The following is a 16,790-nucleotide window of genomic DNA, read 5'->3' as shown; positions in this document are numbered from 1 at the left end:
CCTCGCCGTAATCCTTCCACGAAGAAATCTTTCTATGATTATCCCCCCTTTCCTAAGCAGAAAGCAACACCTCCAATATCCAGCTGCTATTTCAATTTATCATTCATACCATCTAATTCTCTATAAATCTCCGACAAATTTCGGGACGTCACTGTGACCAAGAACTAGGTGTATCTCTAGAGTTTGGGACAAGGAACCTGACCCCATGTCCCTATCCCTATATGTGCGGTTTATCCTTATAAGCTTTATAATATGAGAAAGGACGGTGATAAGCATGCTAAAAGAAGAATTACAAAAGAAGTTAGTTGATAAAATCATTCTAGAAACAAACCCAGCCTTCGTCATTCTATTTGGTTCATTCGCTAAAGGCACGACATATGATGCAAGTGATATCGATCTTGCTTATTTCAGTGACAAGAAGCTATCATCTTATGAACGTTTTATGCTCGCTTCTGAGCTTGCTGCAATTGCCGGTCGGGAAGTCGATTTAGTCGACATTAAACAAAGCGATACAGTATTTACAATGCAGATTTTTGAGCAAGGCAATCCGATTTATATACATGACGAGAACGAATTTATACGCCAAAAAATGCGTGCTTATAGCATGTATGCTACGTTAAGTGAGCAGCGTGCTACAATTATTAGTGCGATCAAAGAAAGAGGGAGTGTATTCGGCAATGAATGATGTTATTTTAAATAAAGCGACAACAATTGAACGTTGTGTTAAACGTATTCATGAAGTGTACGAGGACAATCCTGCAAACTTAACGGACTTTACAAAACAGGATAGTATCATTTTAAATATTCAACGTGCTTGTGAGGCGAGCATCGATTTAGCGATGCATATTGTCAGTAAACGCAAGCTTGGAGTACCAAAAGCGAGTCGTGAAGCATTTAAATTGCTACTAAATGCTGGATTAATTGAAAAAAGCTTAGCAAATACATTGATGAATATGGTCGGATTCCGAAATATTGCTGTACATGACTACCAGACGTTAGAGCTAGATATATTAGAGGCGATTCTAGAAAAACACATTAATGATTTTATAGTTTTTACGAAAGTGATTTTACAATTGGAGGAGAATCATTAATTCATGGTCACAGTGACTACACCAGAGGATGAGGAGAAATTCGCACTTTCCCCTCTACCATCCCAACCTTACAAAACGTCTAAATGGAAAACAGCGAAAGTACGGTCCAACTATCACCTCTCTGTCGATTGATATTCCGTTCCAAATGAATATCAATCGACAAATCAAAGTGAAACATACCTGTGAAACAAGATTTTTCGGGGCGTTCCTGTGACCTCAAGAAACAGGATCTTTATTCAAGGTGCGATAGTTGAGTAATTAAGATAAAAGGTATACGCAAACATAAACATTTACGTATACCTTTTATCTTTCTTTTGCATGTTTCTCAATCCATTTAGCAACTTCCTGAATATCCATCGGTGGTTTTGTTGCCACCAATTCTACAGTAAAGTCCTCTGCCTCTTTCTGAGGGGCAACGAACTGATAGCTGTTTACCCATAAAAATTGCTTCATTGCAGCAAACGCAGTTCTTTTGTTTGCATTATGGAAAGCATGGTTTTGGGCAATGCTGCTGTATAATGCGGCAGCTTTTAACCAGATGGTAGGATAAGCTTCTTCACCAAAAGCACTTTGTTTTGGCCGGTTGATGGCACTATCCAATAGTGCTGTGTCCTTAACCCCCATTTGCTCTCCAGGACTGTATCTTTTAATTAACATAGCATTGATGAGGATGAGTTCTTTTTGATGTAAATACCTGACCATTTATTTAACGATCCACCAAATTCTTGAGCGTCTGATCGTAGTTTTCGAATAACTCCTGCATACCATCAAGGAAATCCTGGTCAATACCATCTAACGCATCGTAATTCAGTTTCTTTTGTCGTTTAAAGGATACGGTACCATCCTTCTCAAGCTGTAGCTTGATTTCATCGCCCTGTTTCACCTTCAGATGATCAAGCACTTCTTGTGGTAATGTGATACCAAGGCTATTGCCGATACGTACAATTTTACGTTCCACATTAGTCACCGCCATTTTGTTCTCCTCCTTATTATATGCAAGCATCTTACCGTTTATACAATTATTACGTAATACTGTTATAACGTAATAATATACTAATTGAAAGTACATGTATAGTGAGTTGTTTACTCATTGTTTTAAGTAAACATAAACGTGTACCTTTATTTGTTTGGTGCACTTCATCTAATTAGCGTAAGAACCATTTCTACTTGACGGTTACAATTGTCTACTTTTTAAATCTTGGTTCGCCATTGGAAAAGGAAAAACGCCAACACCCCCCAATATCCAACTACTACTTCAATTTATCATTCACACAATCTTATTCTCTATCAATCTTCAACATATTTCGGGGCGTCCCTGTGCAGCGAGCCCCTATTAGTACACATGTATAAATTCGGGGAAAAGTAACCATACCTTTATTTAGAGCATTTTTTGGTTCGGCGCTTATCTTCTTTTTTTGATTCTTTAATTTGAATTAATAAGCTTTTAAAATAAACAGCAGTTTCTCTGATTTTTCTAGTACGATTTGAATATACAAGGTAGTATATAAAAAAATTGTAAATAATAAAATGAAATAATTTTCGGTCCCACTTGAATATATTGCCCAAACCAAGCAGCAAGCAACACCATTAAAAATCAACAACCAACCACCCTTACACCATTCAGTTGCTATTTCAGTTCATCACACTCACACAATCTAACTCTCTATCAATCTTCGACAAATTCCGAGGCGTCCCTGTGACCAAGAATCTATCCCCCTCCCATGAAACATAATTTTTTATGGCATCTCTGTTTCCATAAATTTGTTATAATTATAAACAGTCAGTCATTTCAGAATTCTACAGTAATTCCGCGTTTTCGTGATAAATATTCATATACTAGCAATAGGAATGGAGGTTTAATGAGAATGAGCATTTTCATCGTAACGGTTGTAGGTGTACTAGGCATTGCTGGCTTTCTTGCTTATAATGCATTTTTTTACTATAGTGAAAAGATGGAAAAGGATAAGTCAAAGGACTAATTAATATAAAAGTCCAAAATCACTTGTTTTAGTTCTGCTTATATTTTCAATGAATCACAAGCTAAATAGAATTCCGCCATCTTAAATTTAAACCTCTCCATTTTTTGCTTTCAAAAAGTCGATAGCTTGTTCTATCGACTTTTTAAACTTGAAGTTTTATAACTGCTTTCTGTATAACATCTTGTTCTTCTAAATGAGTTCATGAGCGTGTTAAAAAGGAAACATGATACAAAAGGTTTTAATATTCTTATAATTGACTTGCCATTCCGCAAAGGGCACCAAGATTATTCATATCTACTAAATAAGATACCAATAATTTTTTTCTCAAGGGGGATTTGATTATGCTAGAAAATTATAGCTATATAAACGAACCATTATATCCAGAAGTTGAATTAAATGAATGGGAAGTTGACCTTTTTAATACGAGTTATGTAAGAAGATTAAAGCAATTATCCCATTTTGGGGCAGGCTCGCTGATATCACCTGTAGTCCATTCTAGATATGAACATACGATAGGTGTTTGGAAATTGACAGCTTCCTTTTTTCCTAATGATAACTTAGCTAGAGCTGCTGCTATTTTACACGACATTGGCCATTTACCTTTCTCCCATTCAGTTGAAAGAACGTTAGGATTTAATCATCATGAACTGACTGAAAAATACGTAAAAGATTGGGAAATAGAAAGTATATTGAATAAAATTAATCTTACTTCTTTAGAAGTGATAGACTTTTTAAACTCACAAAATCAACTCACAGGAACGGATGAGATAATGGGGCTGGATCACTTAGACAGTTTTTTTAGGGATACTTATATGAACGGAGGAATAGATAGACTCCCCAAAGATGTATTGAGTTCTATTAATTGTTCCAAAAAGGGAGTAATAGCTGATTGTGAAACAGCTCTTTACATAATGGAATTGGCCTTAATGGATCATGAGTTATTTCTATCTCCCCATTTATTAGCTGCTGATCGAATACTTGCAGAAGCAATAAGTCTACATTTCGAGGGTACAGTTGATTCTGCTATTGCTTTTTTAACTGATTATGAGTTACTAAACATCTTGAACCATTCGAATAATCTTATTGTAAAAGAATTAATGAATCTATTAATACATTTTCCTGGAAAAATTAATATTCAATCATCCATTACAGGCGATGGGATTAGCTTCGGAGTGAGAAAAGTCTACAATAAAACGCCTATGGTGACTGATGGGAAAAAATTGAATGAAGATGTGAAAGGAAAAGAATTACTGGCGAAAATAGGCGAGCTTAAGAAAGAGTATGAATTGATTATTAAATGATACTGTAACTGTGGAATTCTTCTCCTTATCATATTGATAGCTACTCCAAGGATAGCCGTTTAACCATTCTCGCCTCGACTGGGTTAAGGTAGATAAAGCGGCTGACTTCTAACATTCCCTCTTTTCCATAAAGCCTTCTATGGAACAAGACAAGATTGTCGAGGCGTTACTGTTACCATGAATTTCATATAATGGACTTTCGTAAGTTCGAAACTACTGATTACTAAATCCCTTCAAATTATCTCCTAAATAAACCGTATACTATACTGTGCCCGAAACTTATCTTCCTGAGCAAGTCTATTTACACCAAATTTCTCCTTTAACTTTCCCGTCGAGTCCTGCCTATCAGCAATACCATACCACGGTTCAATACATACAAAAGGAGCTAAACTGCCATCAGTCTCCTCGTATTTAGACCAAATACCAACGAAGGGAAAATCTTTCAACATTACATCTACACCACAATTTGTAATATTAGATGTAAGGGTGATTCGGTCGATATTACTGTAAATAAGGGCATCATTTACGAATAACGATGGGCATAACTGAATAGCCTCAACATCGTCCGCAGGGCCTTTTTCCAATAGAAGTGACTCTTTTAGTTCGTATTCCATAACATGCTTATTCTTAGCTGGGAAGAACTTTAAGGAATAATTCTCGATTGTCTCTTCCTCCAATAATGGAATCTTAAAAGCAGGATGTGCTCCAATAGAGAAATACATCTCTCCTTCGTTATCATTAATTACCTCCCAGGTAACAGTTAGTACATTTTTTTGTAGTATGTAATGAATAAGCACCTTGAACTCATACGGGTATATGTTCTTAAAATTGCCAGCCGATTCAAATAAGAAAGATACTCTATCCTTAGTCTGAGAAGCCACGCTAAAACGAACATCACGTAAAAAACCATGCTGTGACATATGATAGGTCTGTCCTTCTACCATATACCGATCCCCTTTCAAACGACCAACAATTGGAAACAAAACCGGGGACACCCGTCCCCAGTATGCGCTATCTCCAGTCCACATATAGTTTAATCCATTTTCCTTATGTTGTACTTTACATACCTCTGCCCCATCATTTTTGATTGTTACTTTCAGCCAATCATTCTCTATTTCAACCATTGTCTTCTATTACCTCTCTTCTGTAAGATTACTTTACTCTTTATAAGCCATACTTATTATATATTTATTTTAACCTGAAACAAGATTTTTCAGTGCCTCACTGTGCAGCAAGAATTTATTATCGGTTCGCCATTGGAAAGGGAAAAACGCCAACCCCCTCCAATATCCAACTACTATTTAAGTTTATCATTCACACAATCTAATTCTCTATCAATCTTCGACATATTTCGGGGCGTCACTGTGACCAAGAATTTAAAAAGTTATCTAAATAATAACTTAGGTCCCATCTAATTAATAGGTGGGGCCTATTTGACGCTTACCTTTTGAAGTGATCGCTATGGCTCAATTTAATATTGACAAAAACACTTACCGAACTACTGGAAAGTGGCTCAATATTAAATTATCAAATACAGTTTTGGCTAACCTCTATTTCTGTATTCGGGGTTCGGGACTTGCACCCTATAGTTCATGTACATGCCGGGACGCACAAGTAAAATACCCTCATCTAAATTTTAGATGAAGGTATCAATAAACGTTAAAATACTATACTAGTACTCTATCAATCAATCTCTACTAAACAAATCTCTAGTATAAACTTTCTCTTTAACATCTGCTAAATCACTAGATAATCGATTAGCAACTATCACATCAGAAATTTCTTTAAATTGATTAAAGTCATTAATCACTCTAGAATTGAAGAAAGTTTCTTCCTGTAATACAGGCTCATAAACAACAACTTCAATACCTTTTGCTTTAATACGTTTCATAACGCCTTGTATAGCAGATTGTCTGAAGTTATCTGAGTCCATTTTCATTGTTAATCGATAAATACCAACAACTTTTGGATTCTGTTTAATAATCATTTCTGCTACATGATCTTTTCTCGTTCTATTGGCATCAACAATTGCAGTCATGATATTATTTGGAACATCCTCATAGTTAGCTAATAATTGCTTTGTATCTTTTGGCAAACAATACCCACCATACCCAAAGGATGGGTTATTATAATGAGTTCCGATTCTTGGATCTAAGCCAACCCCATCAATAATTTGCTTAGCATCTAATCCTCTTACTTCTGCATAGGAGTCAAGTTCGTTAAAGAACGCAACCCTCATTGCTAAATAAGTATTAGCAAATAGTTTAATTGCTTCTGCTTCTGTAGAGTTTGTAAAGAGGACATCAATATTTTCTTTGATTGCACCTTGAACTAATAAGTCTGCAAATACTTTTGCTCTTACTGATTGTTCTCCTAATACGATTCGAGATGGATGCAAGTTATCATAAAGTGCCTTACCTTCTCTTAAAAATTCAGGTGAAAAGATAATATTGTTTGTTTCAAACTTTTCTTTTATTTTATCTGTATATCCAACAGGAACTGTAGACTTAATGACCATTATAGCATCAGGATTAATAGAAAGTACATTTGCAATTACGGCTTCAACTGTTCTCGTATTAAAATAGTTTTTTTCAGGATCGTAGTTTGTTGGAGTAGATATTATTACATACTCAGCATCTTTAAATGCAGTATAATTATCGGTTGTTGCTATTAAATTTAATTCCTTTTTTGCTAAATATTCTTCAATTTCATTATCGATAATTGGTGACTTTTTATTATTAATTAAATCTACTTTTTCTTGAATGATATCGAGAGCGATAACTTCATTATTCTGCGCTAAAAGTATAGCGTTAGACAAACCAACATAACCAGTTCCAGCAACAGTAATTCTCATACCTTTTTTACCTTCTTTCGTTCATTCTTCGATAAAATTGTCGGTTCTATTTACCTACTTGTAATGTCAGTAAAATCTCATCCCAAGAAAAAATCGGCTCTTTTATATCTTCTTCAATAATATTCGTACCTCTTTGAACCTCAATAATTTCTAATTCGTCTATTGCTCTAACTGCATGTTTAATATAGGGGGAAATTTCAATAACATCACCTGCAGTAATTACACGTGATTCATTATTTATGATTAATTCTCCCGTACCTTTTACAACTGTCCACACTTCTGTCCGATACTGATGGTAATGGTAGCTAAGATTTTTCCCAGCATGGATACAAATCTTTTTGGTTAGAACTTCTTTACTTTCTTTGTATTTAACAAAATCAAGAACTTTATACCAGCCCCAAATTCGTTCTTCATACATTGGTCGTTGATCAAAATCTACGATCAATTCTTTTAGTTTCGGACTAGATTCTTTATCACTTACTAATATTCCGTCTGGTGAAGCTGCAACAATTAAATCACTTCCACCCAATACAGCTATAGGGATTTCTAGTTCGTTAATCAAGTGAACATTTTTACTGTCTTCACTAATTGTTCCTAAACCCATTACACTTGTAGACATCTCTTCAGTAAGAGTATTCCAAGTACCCAAGTCCTTCCAATACCCTTTATACGGTAACATAATAATTTCTGTTGCCTTTTCAACTACCTCATAATCAAAACTATTTTTATTAAAACAATCATATTTTTCTTTTAATTGCTGATAATTTGTAGGTAAATTAAGATCCTCTATCATTTTTATAAGAAAAGATAGTTTAAAAGCAAATACTCCACAATTCCATAATGCTCCATCTTTTATTAATTTCTTGGCTTCTTCTTCACTAGGCTTTTCTTTAAAATGACTGACCTTTAAATACGATTTTTCATGATTTTCATTAGGAACAATATATCCGTATTTAGAAGAAGGAAATGTTGGATTAACTCCCATTAATGCTAAATCAGCATCTGATTGAATTAGCACATCCTCTAATTCTGCAACCTTTTGAAAAAATGCATTTTCTACATATGGATCAACTGGTAATACACCAATAATTTCATCTAAACCTGTATCGCACTCTGAATATAGATAAGAAGCTGATAAAGCTATAGCTGGGAATGTATCGCGTCTTTCAGGTTCGATTACAATAGAAACTCTATCACCAAGTTGATTTTTTATCATATCTACCTGAGAAGCACTTGTTGCAATGACAGAAGAATCTCCTAATCCAACAGCTTCTAACTGGCTATAAACCCTTTGTACCATAGAAACTTGTTGCTTCTTGTTATCTTCTAAGACCTTTAGAAATTGCTTAGAACGAGCATCATTTGATAGTGGCCAAAGTCTCTTTCCTGACCCACCCGATAACAATACTAATTTCATATATACTCTCCAATCTTATAAAAACTACTATTTTACTGAGTATTAAATCCTTGTAACTGACTACAAAGTATACTGCTTCTCAAAATAATTCTGATATTCGCCGCTAATGATTTGTTCCCACCATTCTTTGTTGTCCAAATACCATTGAATCGTTTGGGCAATCCCTGATTCAAAGGTGTAGGTTGGCTTCCAGCCTAATGCTTCAAGTTTAGTTGGATCAATCGCATAGCGTTTGTCATGACCTAAGCGATCGGTTACGAATTCAATTAAGTCTTCTGACTTGCCTAATGTACTAATGATTGTTTTTACTACTTCTAGGTTTGTACGTTCGTTATGTCCACCAACATTGTACACTCCGCCATTTGCTCCTTCATGAAGCACTAAATCAATTGCCGCACAATGATCCAATACATGCAACCAGTCACGAATGTTTTTACCGTCTCCATAAACAGGAATCTTTTGATCATTTAGCACACGAGAAATCGTTAATGGAATTAGTTTCTCTGGGAAATGATAGGGTCCATAGTTATTTGAACAACGTGTAATATTAATTGGTAAACCAAATGTTTCGTGATAAGCACGAACAAGCATATCAGAAGACGCCTTACTTGCACTATATGGGCTATTTGGCTGTAATGGTGTATCTTCTGTAAAGAAGGTTGTTGGATCGAAATCTAGTTCTCCATACACTTCATCTGTCGATACATGAACAAATTTCGTTACACCAATCGCTTTTGCTGCATCAAGTAACACTTGCGTACCAAGAACGTTTGTCACGACAAAGATTTCTGGATCTGTAATCGAACGGTCCACATGGCTTTCTGCTGCAAAATGAGCCACATAGTCAAACTTTTCCTTTTCAAAAAGAGCTGATATTGCGTCTCGATCTGCAATATCGGCCTTTACGAAATGATAGTTATCCTTCTTTTCGATTTCCTTATGCTTCGTTAAATCTCCTGCATAGGTTAATAAATCTAAATTATAAATATCGTAATCTGGATATTTTTTGACCATATATTGTACAAAATTTCCGCCTATAAAGCCTGCGCCACCTGTTACTAATACTTTCTTTCTTGCCACCTTAGTTCACCTCTTCTTGTAATTCAGCGATATATCGCGTTAATGCATCTTGCCATGCAGGAAGGCGGGTAAAGCCATTCTTCTCTAGCTTGTCCTTTGACATACGAGAGTTCTTTGGTCGAACGGCTTTAGTCGGATATTCTTCCGTTGTAATACTATTTACTTTCACCTTTTTTCCCGCTACTTCAAAAATTCCTTTCGCAAAGTCTGCCCATGTCGTAAATCCTTCGTTCGATGCATGATAAACTCCGTATTTCTCCGTTTCTACCATATCTACTAAAAGCTTCGCTAAATCAAAGGTATAGGTAGGAGAACCATATTGATCCCCTACTACATTCAATTCGTCTCTTGTTTCTGCCAGACGAAGCATTGTTTTAATAAAGTTATTGCCATTGATGCCAAATACCCAAGAAATACGAACAATAAAGTACTTGTCCAATAGGGACTGAACAGCTTTTTCCCCTTCATACTTAGTTAATCCATAGTAACCAACAGGATTCGCTGCATCTTCTTCCGTAAAAGGCTCGGTACCTGTGCCTTCAAACACATAGTCTGTACTAATATAAATAAATTTAGCATCCATCCCTTTTGCCGCAGCTGCCAAGTACTTTGTCCCATTCACATTGACATCCAAACAGGTTTCTTTATCTTCCTCTGCATGATCCACCGCCGTATAGGCTGCACAATGAATAATCGCATCTGGCTTCACGGTATGTACATAGCTTTGCACTCGTTCTTCCTGTGTGATGTCCAGCTCCTTGTGTCCAACACCAATCATTTCATATCCACGTTTTTTTCCTTCTAAAACAACATCATAGCCTAATTGTCCAGAATAGCCTGTTACTAAAATCTTCATTTATTTTCACCAAAAGTAAAATTGTGTTCAGCATCTTCCAGCAATGGAGCTTTTTCATCTTTCTCCGAAAGAACTGGCTTGATGTCTAGTGGCCATTCAATGCCAATAGTAGGATCATTCCAAAGGATGCCTCGATCACAATCTGGAGCATATAGGTTATCCACCTTATACTGTACTTCGACATCGTCCGTAATCGTCATAAATCCGTGAGCAAATCCTTGTGGGATTAATAGCTGTTTTTTATTTTCGGCAGAAAGCTCAATTCCAAACCATTTTCCGAATGTTGGACTATTTTCACGAATATCAACCGCTACATCATAAATAGCCCCTTTTGTACAACGGACTAATTTTGTTTGTGCCTTTGGATTTAATTGATAATGCAAGCCGCGAAGTGTTCCTTTTGTTGCCGAAAAGGATTGATTATCCTGTACAAATGGAATATCGATTCCTTCTTTTTTAAAACTCTCTTCATTATAGGTTTCCATAAACCAACCACGATGGTCTCCAAATACCTTTGGTTCCACTACTTTTAGCCCTTCGATAAATGTTTCTGTTATTTGCATGGTAAAGCACCTCAAATCTAGTTAATATTTAATATCGCCTTTTGCCACTTTTAATAAATATTGACCGTAGCCAGTTTTGGAATATAAATTTCCACATTCTACAAGTAACTCATTCGTTATCCAACCATTGATATAAGCAATTTCTTCCAGTGCTGCAATTTTAATACCTTGATGGTCTTCAATAGTTCGAACAAAATTAGATGCATCTAATAAACTTTGATGGGTTCCTGTATCTAACCAAGTGAATCCTCTACCAAGTAATTCTACTTCTAATTCTTCAAGTCGCAAATAAGCTTCATTAATAGAGGTAATTTCTAGTTCCCCACGATGAGATGGCTCTACATTTTTCGCAATCTCTACGACACGATTGTCATAGAAATACAATCCTGTTATCGCATAATTAGACTTAGGAGCTTCCGGTTTTTCTTCCACGCTCAAGACTTTTCCATCTGCATTAAATTCCACTACCCCAAAACGCTCTGGATCCTGTACATGGTAGCCAAATACCGTTGCCCCTCTCTCCTTTTGAGCAGCACGTTGCAGAAGTTTTCTCATTCCACTACCATAATAAATATTGTCCCCTAAGATCATCGCAACAGAATCATCCCCGATGAACTCTTCGCCAATAATAAAAGCCTGCGCTAATCCCTCTGGTTTTGGTTGCACTTTATATTGTAAGGTAATCCCAAATTGAGAACCATCGCCAAGTAGTGCTTCAAATCGAGGTGTATCCTCTGGGGTAGAAATAATTAAAATGTCTTTGATTCCCGCTAACATTAAAGTAGAAAGTGGATAATAAATCATTGGCTTATCATTAATAGGTAATAACTGTTTACTTGTCACTAAAGTAAGTGGATATAGCCTTGTTCCACTTCCGCCAGCTAGTATAATTCCTTTCATTTTCATTTTCACTTTCCTTTCTCAAAAAAATTTATTATATTGAATATATCTTTATTTTTTTTAATCTTCATTTTAATATCATTAATACTGTTTTCATTATTACTTACAAAAAAATTAATATCATTTTCATTAAGATGGGTTAAGTTATTATTATTATTAAATTCTATTTTCCCTGTAATTTTTTCTACAGCACTTAATATTACACCAGTTTCCCGATAATCATTAATCTTTAAATTTATAGTAATACTTCCATTTTTTTCAGGAAGAATTTTGTTTGATAAATAATTCCTATTAATTGTTAATGCATTCTTTGCTCCATTTATTTCCGCATCTATACTTGCATTATCTGTACTATCAATTGCAATTCCATTCCCTCTATACATGTTCCCATCAACTTCTATGGCATTAGATTCAATAACAGCAGACCTTATAATTAAATTTTTCGAACCATAATTCAAATCATCAGACAAATTGCTCCAAGAAACACTATCAATTCCCCTTATTAGGGGGTTTACGATATTTACATTATCAATCAAAACATTTTGGCTTGCTGATATCGAAGGTCCTATTGCACAATTAATAAAAATTAAATTAAACAACTTTACATTTTCAGAAAGTAATATTCCCATGCCATCGGTGGTATTAATTGCAGTAAAGCCATTTACATTCACATTGTTAGAATTTTTAATTACTAAAGATTCACCAGCATATTTTGTATTAATATTTCCTCTACCTATATCCTTTGCAGTATATGAGTTAATCTTAATACTATTTGCATTGTCTATAACTAGCGCAGGACCAAATGTATTTTCTATTTTGACACCTTCTATACTTATAGATCCCTTTTTATATGAATTACTAAGATATACTCCACCTGAATTTGATTTAGTTCCATCGGAAGGTTTTAGTGTAGAATTTACGTTTCCACCATCAATAGAAGCATTATTTATAGAAATAATTTTTATATTTTCAAATTCTTTAGCACGAAATAAATTTTTTGCGACTTCTCCTTCATAGGTAATGCTATCTCCCAGAAAAATGGTGACGTTTTTCGGCAAAATTAAAGTGTCTGTTATTCTATAAACTCCCTCTATTGGAGGAAAAAAGATAACACTGTTATTTCCATTGGATAAAACATCCTGGATTTCTTTTGTATAGTCATGATGGTTATTTTGAATAAAATCATTAATATTAATAAAGGTCTTAATATTCTGTTTCAATTCAGTGAAAGTTAAAAACACTAAAATTAATATTAAATTAATTAAAAGGAATAGTCTTTTAAACAAATAATCACCCATAATTTTTTAAAATAATTTAAAATAGTACTTATAAATGCCTCATTTATTATGAACAAAATTATCTTTCATCAATCTTTCTCTTTTTTCCAATTCTTATTGATGTGGCATAAAGAGTCATTATTAAAATAATTATAACTGCTGCATCATACATACTAAACAAATAAAAGTTGGCTAATTCTATATAAATAAAACTAGTAATTATATAAATTAAAGTTTTATAATAAATATCCTTGCTATTAATCATTGAATATTTAAAAAACCTAAATAAATTTCCTAAAAAGAAACCTGATACTAATGAAACTAGAATAACTCCTATCCAGCCAAACGATACATATCCCCAAATATAGACAGGTAATCTAATTCCTCCGGAAGCAATATTAGATATATCCGATATACCTCCATTCATAATAGTTAACGTCCATACACTAGGATTTAAAGGGAAATTATTAGGAATTAAAGCTCCAATAAATGTCATACCATTTGTAAATGGACTTCCCATTTCTGTAAACTTTGTTAAAAACAATAACTGATCATTCAAATCTGGCATTCCTTTAACAACATTTTCAAGAAAACTCCCTGAATAGAAAGCTGGGGGAGCCAATCCTAATATCATAAATAGGTACTTATAAGAAATTGATCCAAACCCTATGATAAATGTATACATTATAATTAGCATTATGGCCTTTTTATTATTTTTTGAATATAATAAAAAAATAAAAGCAATTAAACCTGATACTAGTGGAGCCCTAGTTAAAGTCATAAAAATCAGAATTAAGGCAATTAAAGAAATCCATAAATATAATTTCTTTTTACTTTTTACATATAATGCCAAAATAAACGGAATAAAAGTAATAATTATAAAATAAGAAATTCTATAAATTATTTTTACCTTATCATACGATTCTTTATAAGGACCTCTAAAAAATTTTGCAGTTAATGGATCATCTGTAAAAATCGGAACATAGCCCATTCCAAGAAAGGCAATAATTATTCCTACTATAGCTAGAAGAAATAAACGAAATATTAACTTTGAATGTTTTTCCAAAAAATCTTCAATATGAATTTTAAAAGTATCGGAGTTTCCCGAAAATAATGTAATCCGTTTACTCTTCCCTCCTAAAATAATACCGATTAAATGAAATAATCCTCCAATAAAAAAAATCAAAGCATATAGTTCAACTATATTTGAATCAAAATATTCAAAGGTATTATTTATAAATAGCACAGGTAATATAAAAGCGATTATTAACTTCCCAACATTTAAATGAGCGATTATATTCTTATAATTAAACCAAACAAAATATAATCCTAAATAGTATATTATCGCTCCAAATAATATCATTAATTTTACATGTATCATTTATTTTTCACCAACTAATTTACTGAAATATAATTAGAATATTGATAATGTCTTACTAAATTCATTTGGAAGACCAATATACTTTATACATACTAAATTTATGTTTCATCTTAACAGGTAATATTCTCTCATATTTCCCTAATTTATATCCTAGCAACTTTGAAAAGTTTCTTATAACAGCTAATAAAGTTAAATAGCCTTTTTTTTGTTGAAAAAGATATTTAATTTCCGATACAACAAATTTAAGCCCTTCTCCCTCAGCTTTAGAAAAATTATCCAGAAGCCATTTTTCGTTTGTATGAAATACCCCAATATCAAAATTTCGTTTGAACTCTTGGATTATTGTATAATCATGTGAATGTCTAACAATGGCATCTGCAACATATGCTACCGAATATTCTTTTAATAACATTTTTGCACATACATAAGTATCTTCACCCAATATTATATCCGTTGGAAATCCACCTACTTCTTGCAATACTTCCTTTTTATAGGCAGCAAAAGAATTAGAACAAAAAACAGTTTTAATCCCATATTTATCTTTATCCTTCATACTCCGAGTTTCACTTTTTCCACTATAATTTTGATACCGTGCAAAACTTCCGAATATTTTTGCATTAAGATGTGGAATTTGCCTACCATATGACATACCTATTTTTTCATTTGATAATGGCTTGACTAAGTTTGTTATATCATCTTTGCCATTTGGTATTGCGTCTTGTGTCAAATAGACTAAAATATTTCCTGATGCCATGTTTATGGCAAGATTTCTCGTCCCTCCATGATTAAATTTACTTCTCTTAATCTCAACTACCTTGGCCCCATGTTTTTTAGCTATTGAAACTGTATTATCCTCTGATTGAGAATCTAATATAATTATTTCTTTTTCAAACTTGAATTCTTCAGTTAATATCTTCAAAATTTCCATAATAGTGTCTTGGGCATTTAAAGTAGGAATTATAAAGGATACTTTCAAGATGCTTGGTCTCCTTTTATTATTCTATAAATTTCATTTGCACTTAATTTCCAACTAAATCTTTCACAATTTTGATATCCCGATTCAATTAAGTGTTTTCTAACATTAGAATCAGTTAATACAAATTCTATAGATTTACTAATATCCTCCATGTTTTCTGGATTAAAATAATGCGAGGAACTACCACATACTTCTGGTAGTGAAGAAGTGTTTGAAACAATAGTTGGACATCCACAAGCCATCGCCTCTACCGGTGGTATACCAAAGCCTTCATATAATGAGGGATAAACAAACAAAGATGCATTAGAATAAAGTGTTGGCAAATCATTGTATGGTATATAATCTAAAAACACTACATCTTTCAAAGCCTCACTGTTACTAAAGTATTGTTTAACCGTTTCTTTATAATCTTTTCTACCACCAGCTACAATTAATTTTAAATGTTTATCTGATATAATTGAGCTATTGAAGGCTTTAATAGTTCTAATAAGATTTTTATGAGGATAGGATGCCCCTAAAAACAGTACATACTCTCCATATTTTTCTTTAAACTTGTTGTCTGAGGAACTTTTAAAATGTTCCTTATCATAAGAATTATAAACAACGAAAATTTTAGATTTTTCATAATCATACTCTTTATTAAGGTCGTTCTTAGTATTTTGAGATACTGTCACCAATTTATAAGATTTTTTCAACAAAATTGGTAGTATATACTTAAAATAATAATATTGTAATTTATGTTGTTTAGGATAAATAATAGGTAATAAATCATGTACAGTTAAAATCTGCTTTATATTGCTTAAAAACATTCCATGATGAGTTGTCGAATATAGAACATCCACTTTCTCACTTTTAGATCTAATTGGCATAATGAATTGAGACCATAAAAATCTTAAGCCGCCTGCGATTTTCCCATATTCAGGCATAAGATATTTGGAAGTTTTTATTACTTTAACGTTATCTAAGTCCCCTAAAATTTCCGGATTAGATGTATATATTATAATTTCTTCATTTTTAGCTAGTCTTACAAACTCTTTAATAATATTTATTGTATATACACCAAGTCCGGATGGCTTTTCTCCTAGAATTGTTGCATTAATCGCTATTTTCATATT

17 protein-coding genes and 1 pseudogene are annotated in these 16,790 nt (G+C 33.4%); 4 read left to right on the top strand and 14 right to left on the bottom strand.

Annotated elements, in window-relative coordinates; genetic code table 11:
* The first annotated feature begins 274 nt into the window (after nucleotides 1-274).
* From mntA to QQZ16_RS17910, 3 genes are read left to right on the top strand one after another with little or no spacing between them, the layout of a single operon-like run.
* A complete protein-coding gene (mntA, locus tag QQZ16_RS17920) occupies nucleotides 275-685 on the top strand; it encodes a type VII toxin-antitoxin system MntA family adenylyltransferase antitoxin (protein WP_284561630.1) in 411 nt (136 codons plus the stop codon).
* Nucleotides 678-1,091 (top strand): type VII toxin-antitoxin system HepT family RNase toxin, encoded by a 414-nt coding sequence (gene hepT / locus QQZ16_RS17915; RefSeq protein WP_251629089.1) that lies wholly within the window; start codon nucleotides 678-680, stop codon nucleotides 1,089-1,091. The genes mntA and hepT overlap by 8 nt, the downstream gene beginning before the upstream one ends.
* A 3-nt stretch (nucleotides 1,092-1,094) precedes the next feature.
* Complete coding sequence (locus tag QQZ16_RS17910) at nucleotides 1,095-1,223, top strand: hypothetical protein (RefSeq protein WP_284561591.1); 129 nt, start codon at nucleotides 1,095-1,097, stop codon at nucleotides 1,221-1,223.
* A 171-nt stretch (nucleotides 1,224-1,394) separates the two neighbouring features.
* Here QQZ16_RS17910 and QQZ16_RS17905 read toward each other — a convergent pair whose 3' ends face one another.
* Together QQZ16_RS17905 and QQZ16_RS17900 are read right to left on the bottom strand one after the other, a co-directional pair.
* A complete protein-coding gene (locus QQZ16_RS17905) occupies nucleotides 1,395-1,793 on the bottom strand; it encodes a type II toxin-antitoxin system death-on-curing family toxin (RefSeq protein WP_031539831.1) in 399 nt (132 codons plus the stop codon).
* A gap of 4 nt (nucleotides 1,794-1,797) precedes the next feature.
* Complete coding sequence (locus tag QQZ16_RS17900) at nucleotides 1,798-2,064, bottom strand: AbrB/MazE/SpoVT family DNA-binding domain-containing protein (protein ID WP_051641024.1); 267 nt, start codon at nucleotides 2,062-2,064, stop codon at nucleotides 1,798-1,800.
* 1,347 nt (nucleotides 2,065-3,411) lie between these two features.
* Here QQZ16_RS17900 and QQZ16_RS17895 point away from each other — a divergent pair.
* Nucleotides 3,412-4,371 (top strand): HD domain-containing protein, encoded by a 960-nt coding sequence (locus QQZ16_RS17895; RefSeq protein WP_284561590.1) that lies wholly within the window; start codon nucleotides 3,412-3,414, stop codon nucleotides 4,369-4,371.
* On the opposite strand, the pseudogene QQZ16_RS23310 reads toward QQZ16_RS17895, so the two are convergent.
* From QQZ16_RS23310 to QQZ16_RS17840, 12 genes and pseudogenes are all read right to left on the bottom strand, one after another.
* Nucleotides 4,318-4,519: pseudogene (locus QQZ16_RS23310) on the bottom strand (hypothetical protein); the annotation flags it as partial. The gene QQZ16_RS17895 and the pseudogene QQZ16_RS23310 overlap by 54 nt on opposite strands.
* A gap of 97 nt (nucleotides 4,520-4,616) precedes the next feature.
* On the bottom strand, nucleotides 4,617-5,495 hold the full coding sequence (locus QQZ16_RS17890) for an aldose 1-epimerase family protein (RefSeq protein ID WP_284561589.1): 879 nt from the start codon (nucleotides 5,493-5,495) through the stop codon (nucleotides 4,617-4,619).
* A gap of 563 nt (nucleotides 5,496-6,058) precedes the next feature.
* Nucleotides 6,059-7,225 carry a nucleotide sugar dehydrogenase gene (locus QQZ16_RS17885; RefSeq protein WP_284561588.1) on the bottom strand — a complete coding sequence of 389 codons (1,167 nt, stop codon included), beginning with the start codon at nucleotides 7,223-7,225 and terminating at the stop codon, nucleotides 6,059-6,061.
* A 46-nt stretch (nucleotides 7,226-7,271) separates the two neighbouring features.
* The gene (locus QQZ16_RS17880) at nucleotides 7,272-8,642 is read right to left on the bottom strand and encodes a sugar phosphate nucleotidyltransferase (protein WP_284561587.1); all 1,371 of its coding nucleotides are present in this window, start codon (nucleotides 8,640-8,642) and stop codon (nucleotides 7,272-7,274) included.
* A gap of 60 nt (nucleotides 8,643-8,702) precedes the next feature.
* The gene (rfbB, locus tag QQZ16_RS17875) at nucleotides 8,703-9,722 is read right to left on the bottom strand and encodes a dTDP-glucose 4,6-dehydratase (RefSeq protein ID WP_284561586.1); all 1,020 of its coding nucleotides are present in this window, start codon (nucleotides 9,720-9,722) and stop codon (nucleotides 8,703-8,705) included.
* Between the two features lies 1 nt (nucleotide 9,723).
* Nucleotides 9,724-10,578, bottom strand: a complete 855-nt coding sequence (rfbD, locus tag QQZ16_RS17870; RefSeq protein WP_284561585.1) for a dTDP-4-dehydrorhamnose reductase — start codon at nucleotides 10,576-10,578, stop codon at nucleotides 9,724-9,726.
* Entirely contained in the window at nucleotides 10,575-11,141 is a 567-nt protein-coding gene (rfbC, locus tag QQZ16_RS17865; protein WP_284561584.1) for a dTDP-4-dehydrorhamnose 3,5-epimerase, read from the bottom strand. The genes rfbD and rfbC overlap by 4 nt, the downstream gene beginning before the upstream one ends.
* A 21-nt stretch (nucleotides 11,142-11,162) precedes the next feature.
* A complete protein-coding gene (gene rfbA, locus QQZ16_RS17860) occupies nucleotides 11,163-12,041 on the bottom strand; it encodes a glucose-1-phosphate thymidylyltransferase RfbA (protein WP_284561629.1) in 879 nt (292 codons plus the stop codon).
* An 8-nt stretch (nucleotides 12,042-12,049) separates the two neighbouring features.
* A complete protein-coding gene (locus tag QQZ16_RS17855) occupies nucleotides 12,050-13,327 on the bottom strand; it encodes a hypothetical protein (RefSeq protein ID WP_284561583.1) in 1,278 nt (425 codons plus the stop codon).
* 70 nt (nucleotides 13,328-13,397) lie between these two features.
* Nucleotides 13,398-14,699: an O-antigen polymerase gene (locus QQZ16_RS17850; RefSeq protein ID WP_284561582.1), complete on the bottom strand. Its 1,302-nt coding sequence runs from the start codon at nucleotides 14,697-14,699 to the stop codon at nucleotides 13,398-13,400.
* Between the two features lie 61 nt (nucleotides 14,700-14,760).
* The gene (locus tag QQZ16_RS17845; RefSeq protein WP_284561581.1) at nucleotides 14,761-15,675 is read right to left on the bottom strand and encodes a glycosyltransferase; all 915 of its coding nucleotides are present in this window, start codon (nucleotides 15,673-15,675) and stop codon (nucleotides 14,761-14,763) included.
* On the bottom strand, nucleotides 15,672-16,787 hold the full coding sequence (locus QQZ16_RS17840; protein WP_284561580.1) for a glycosyltransferase family 4 protein: 1,116 nt from the start codon (nucleotides 16,785-16,787) through the stop codon (nucleotides 15,672-15,674). The genes QQZ16_RS17845 and QQZ16_RS17840 overlap by 4 nt, the downstream gene beginning before the upstream one ends.
* Between the last annotated feature and the right edge of the window lie 3 nt (nucleotides 16,788-16,790).

It is taken from the genome of Bacillus sp. T2.9-1, from assembly GCF_950097965.1.
Classification (GTDB): Bacteria; Bacillota; Bacilli; order Bacillales; family Cytobacillaceae; genus Niallia; species Niallia hominis.
The sequence above is the reverse complement of the archived record's forward strand: the minus strand, read 5'-3'. Positions and strand labels throughout refer to the sequence as shown.

Bases quoted from the DNA above. Each gene is read 5' to 3' on its own strand.
- hepT (WP_251629089.1), top strand. From the start codon at position 678: ATGAATGATGTTATTTTAAATAAAGCGACAACAATTGAACGTTGTGTT.
- mntA (WP_284561630.1), top strand. From the start codon at position 275: ATGCTAAAAGAAGAATTACAAAAGAAGTTAGTTGATAAAATCATTCTA.
- QQZ16_RS17840 (WP_284561580.1), bottom strand. From the start codon at position 16,787: ATGAAAATAGCGATTAATGCAACAATTCTAGGAGAAAAGCCATCCGGA.
- QQZ16_RS17850 (WP_284561582.1), bottom strand. From the start codon at position 14,699: ATGATACATGTAAAATTAATGATATTATTTGGAGCGATAATATACTAT.
- rfbA (WP_284561629.1), bottom strand. From the start codon at position 12,041: ATGAAAGGAATTATACTAGCTGGCGGAAGTGGAACAAGGCTATATCCA.
- rfbD (WP_284561585.1), bottom strand. From the start codon at position 10,578: ATGAAGATTTTAGTAACAGGCTATTCTGGACAATTAGGCTATGATGTT.
- QQZ16_RS17910 (WP_284561591.1), top strand. From the start codon at position 1,095: ATGGTCACAGTGACTACACCAGAGGATGAGGAGAAATTCGCACTTTCC.
- QQZ16_RS17885 (WP_284561588.1), bottom strand. From the start codon at position 7,225: ATGAGAATTACTGTTGCTGGAACTGGTTATGTTGGTTTGTCTAACGCT.
- QQZ16_RS17895 (WP_284561590.1), top strand. From the start codon at position 3,412: ATGCTAGAAAATTATAGCTATATAAACGAACCATTATATCCAGAAGTT.
- QQZ16_RS17905 (WP_031539831.1), bottom strand. From the start codon at position 1,793: ATGGTCAGGTATTTACATCAAAAAGAACTCATCCTCATCAATGCTATG.
- QQZ16_RS17900 (WP_051641024.1), bottom strand. From the start codon at position 2,064: ATGGCGGTGACTAATGTGGAACGTAAAATTGTACGTATCGGCAATAGC.
- QQZ16_RS17890 (WP_284561589.1), bottom strand. From the start codon at position 5,495: ATGGTTGAAATAGAGAATGATTGGCTGAAAGTAACAATCAAAAATGAT.
- QQZ16_RS17880 (WP_284561587.1), bottom strand. From the start codon at position 8,642: ATGAAATTAGTATTGTTATCGGGTGGGTCAGGAAAGAGACTTTGGCCA.
- rfbC (WP_284561584.1), bottom strand. From the start codon at position 11,141: ATGCAAATAACAGAAACATTTATCGAAGGGCTAAAAGTAGTGGAACCA.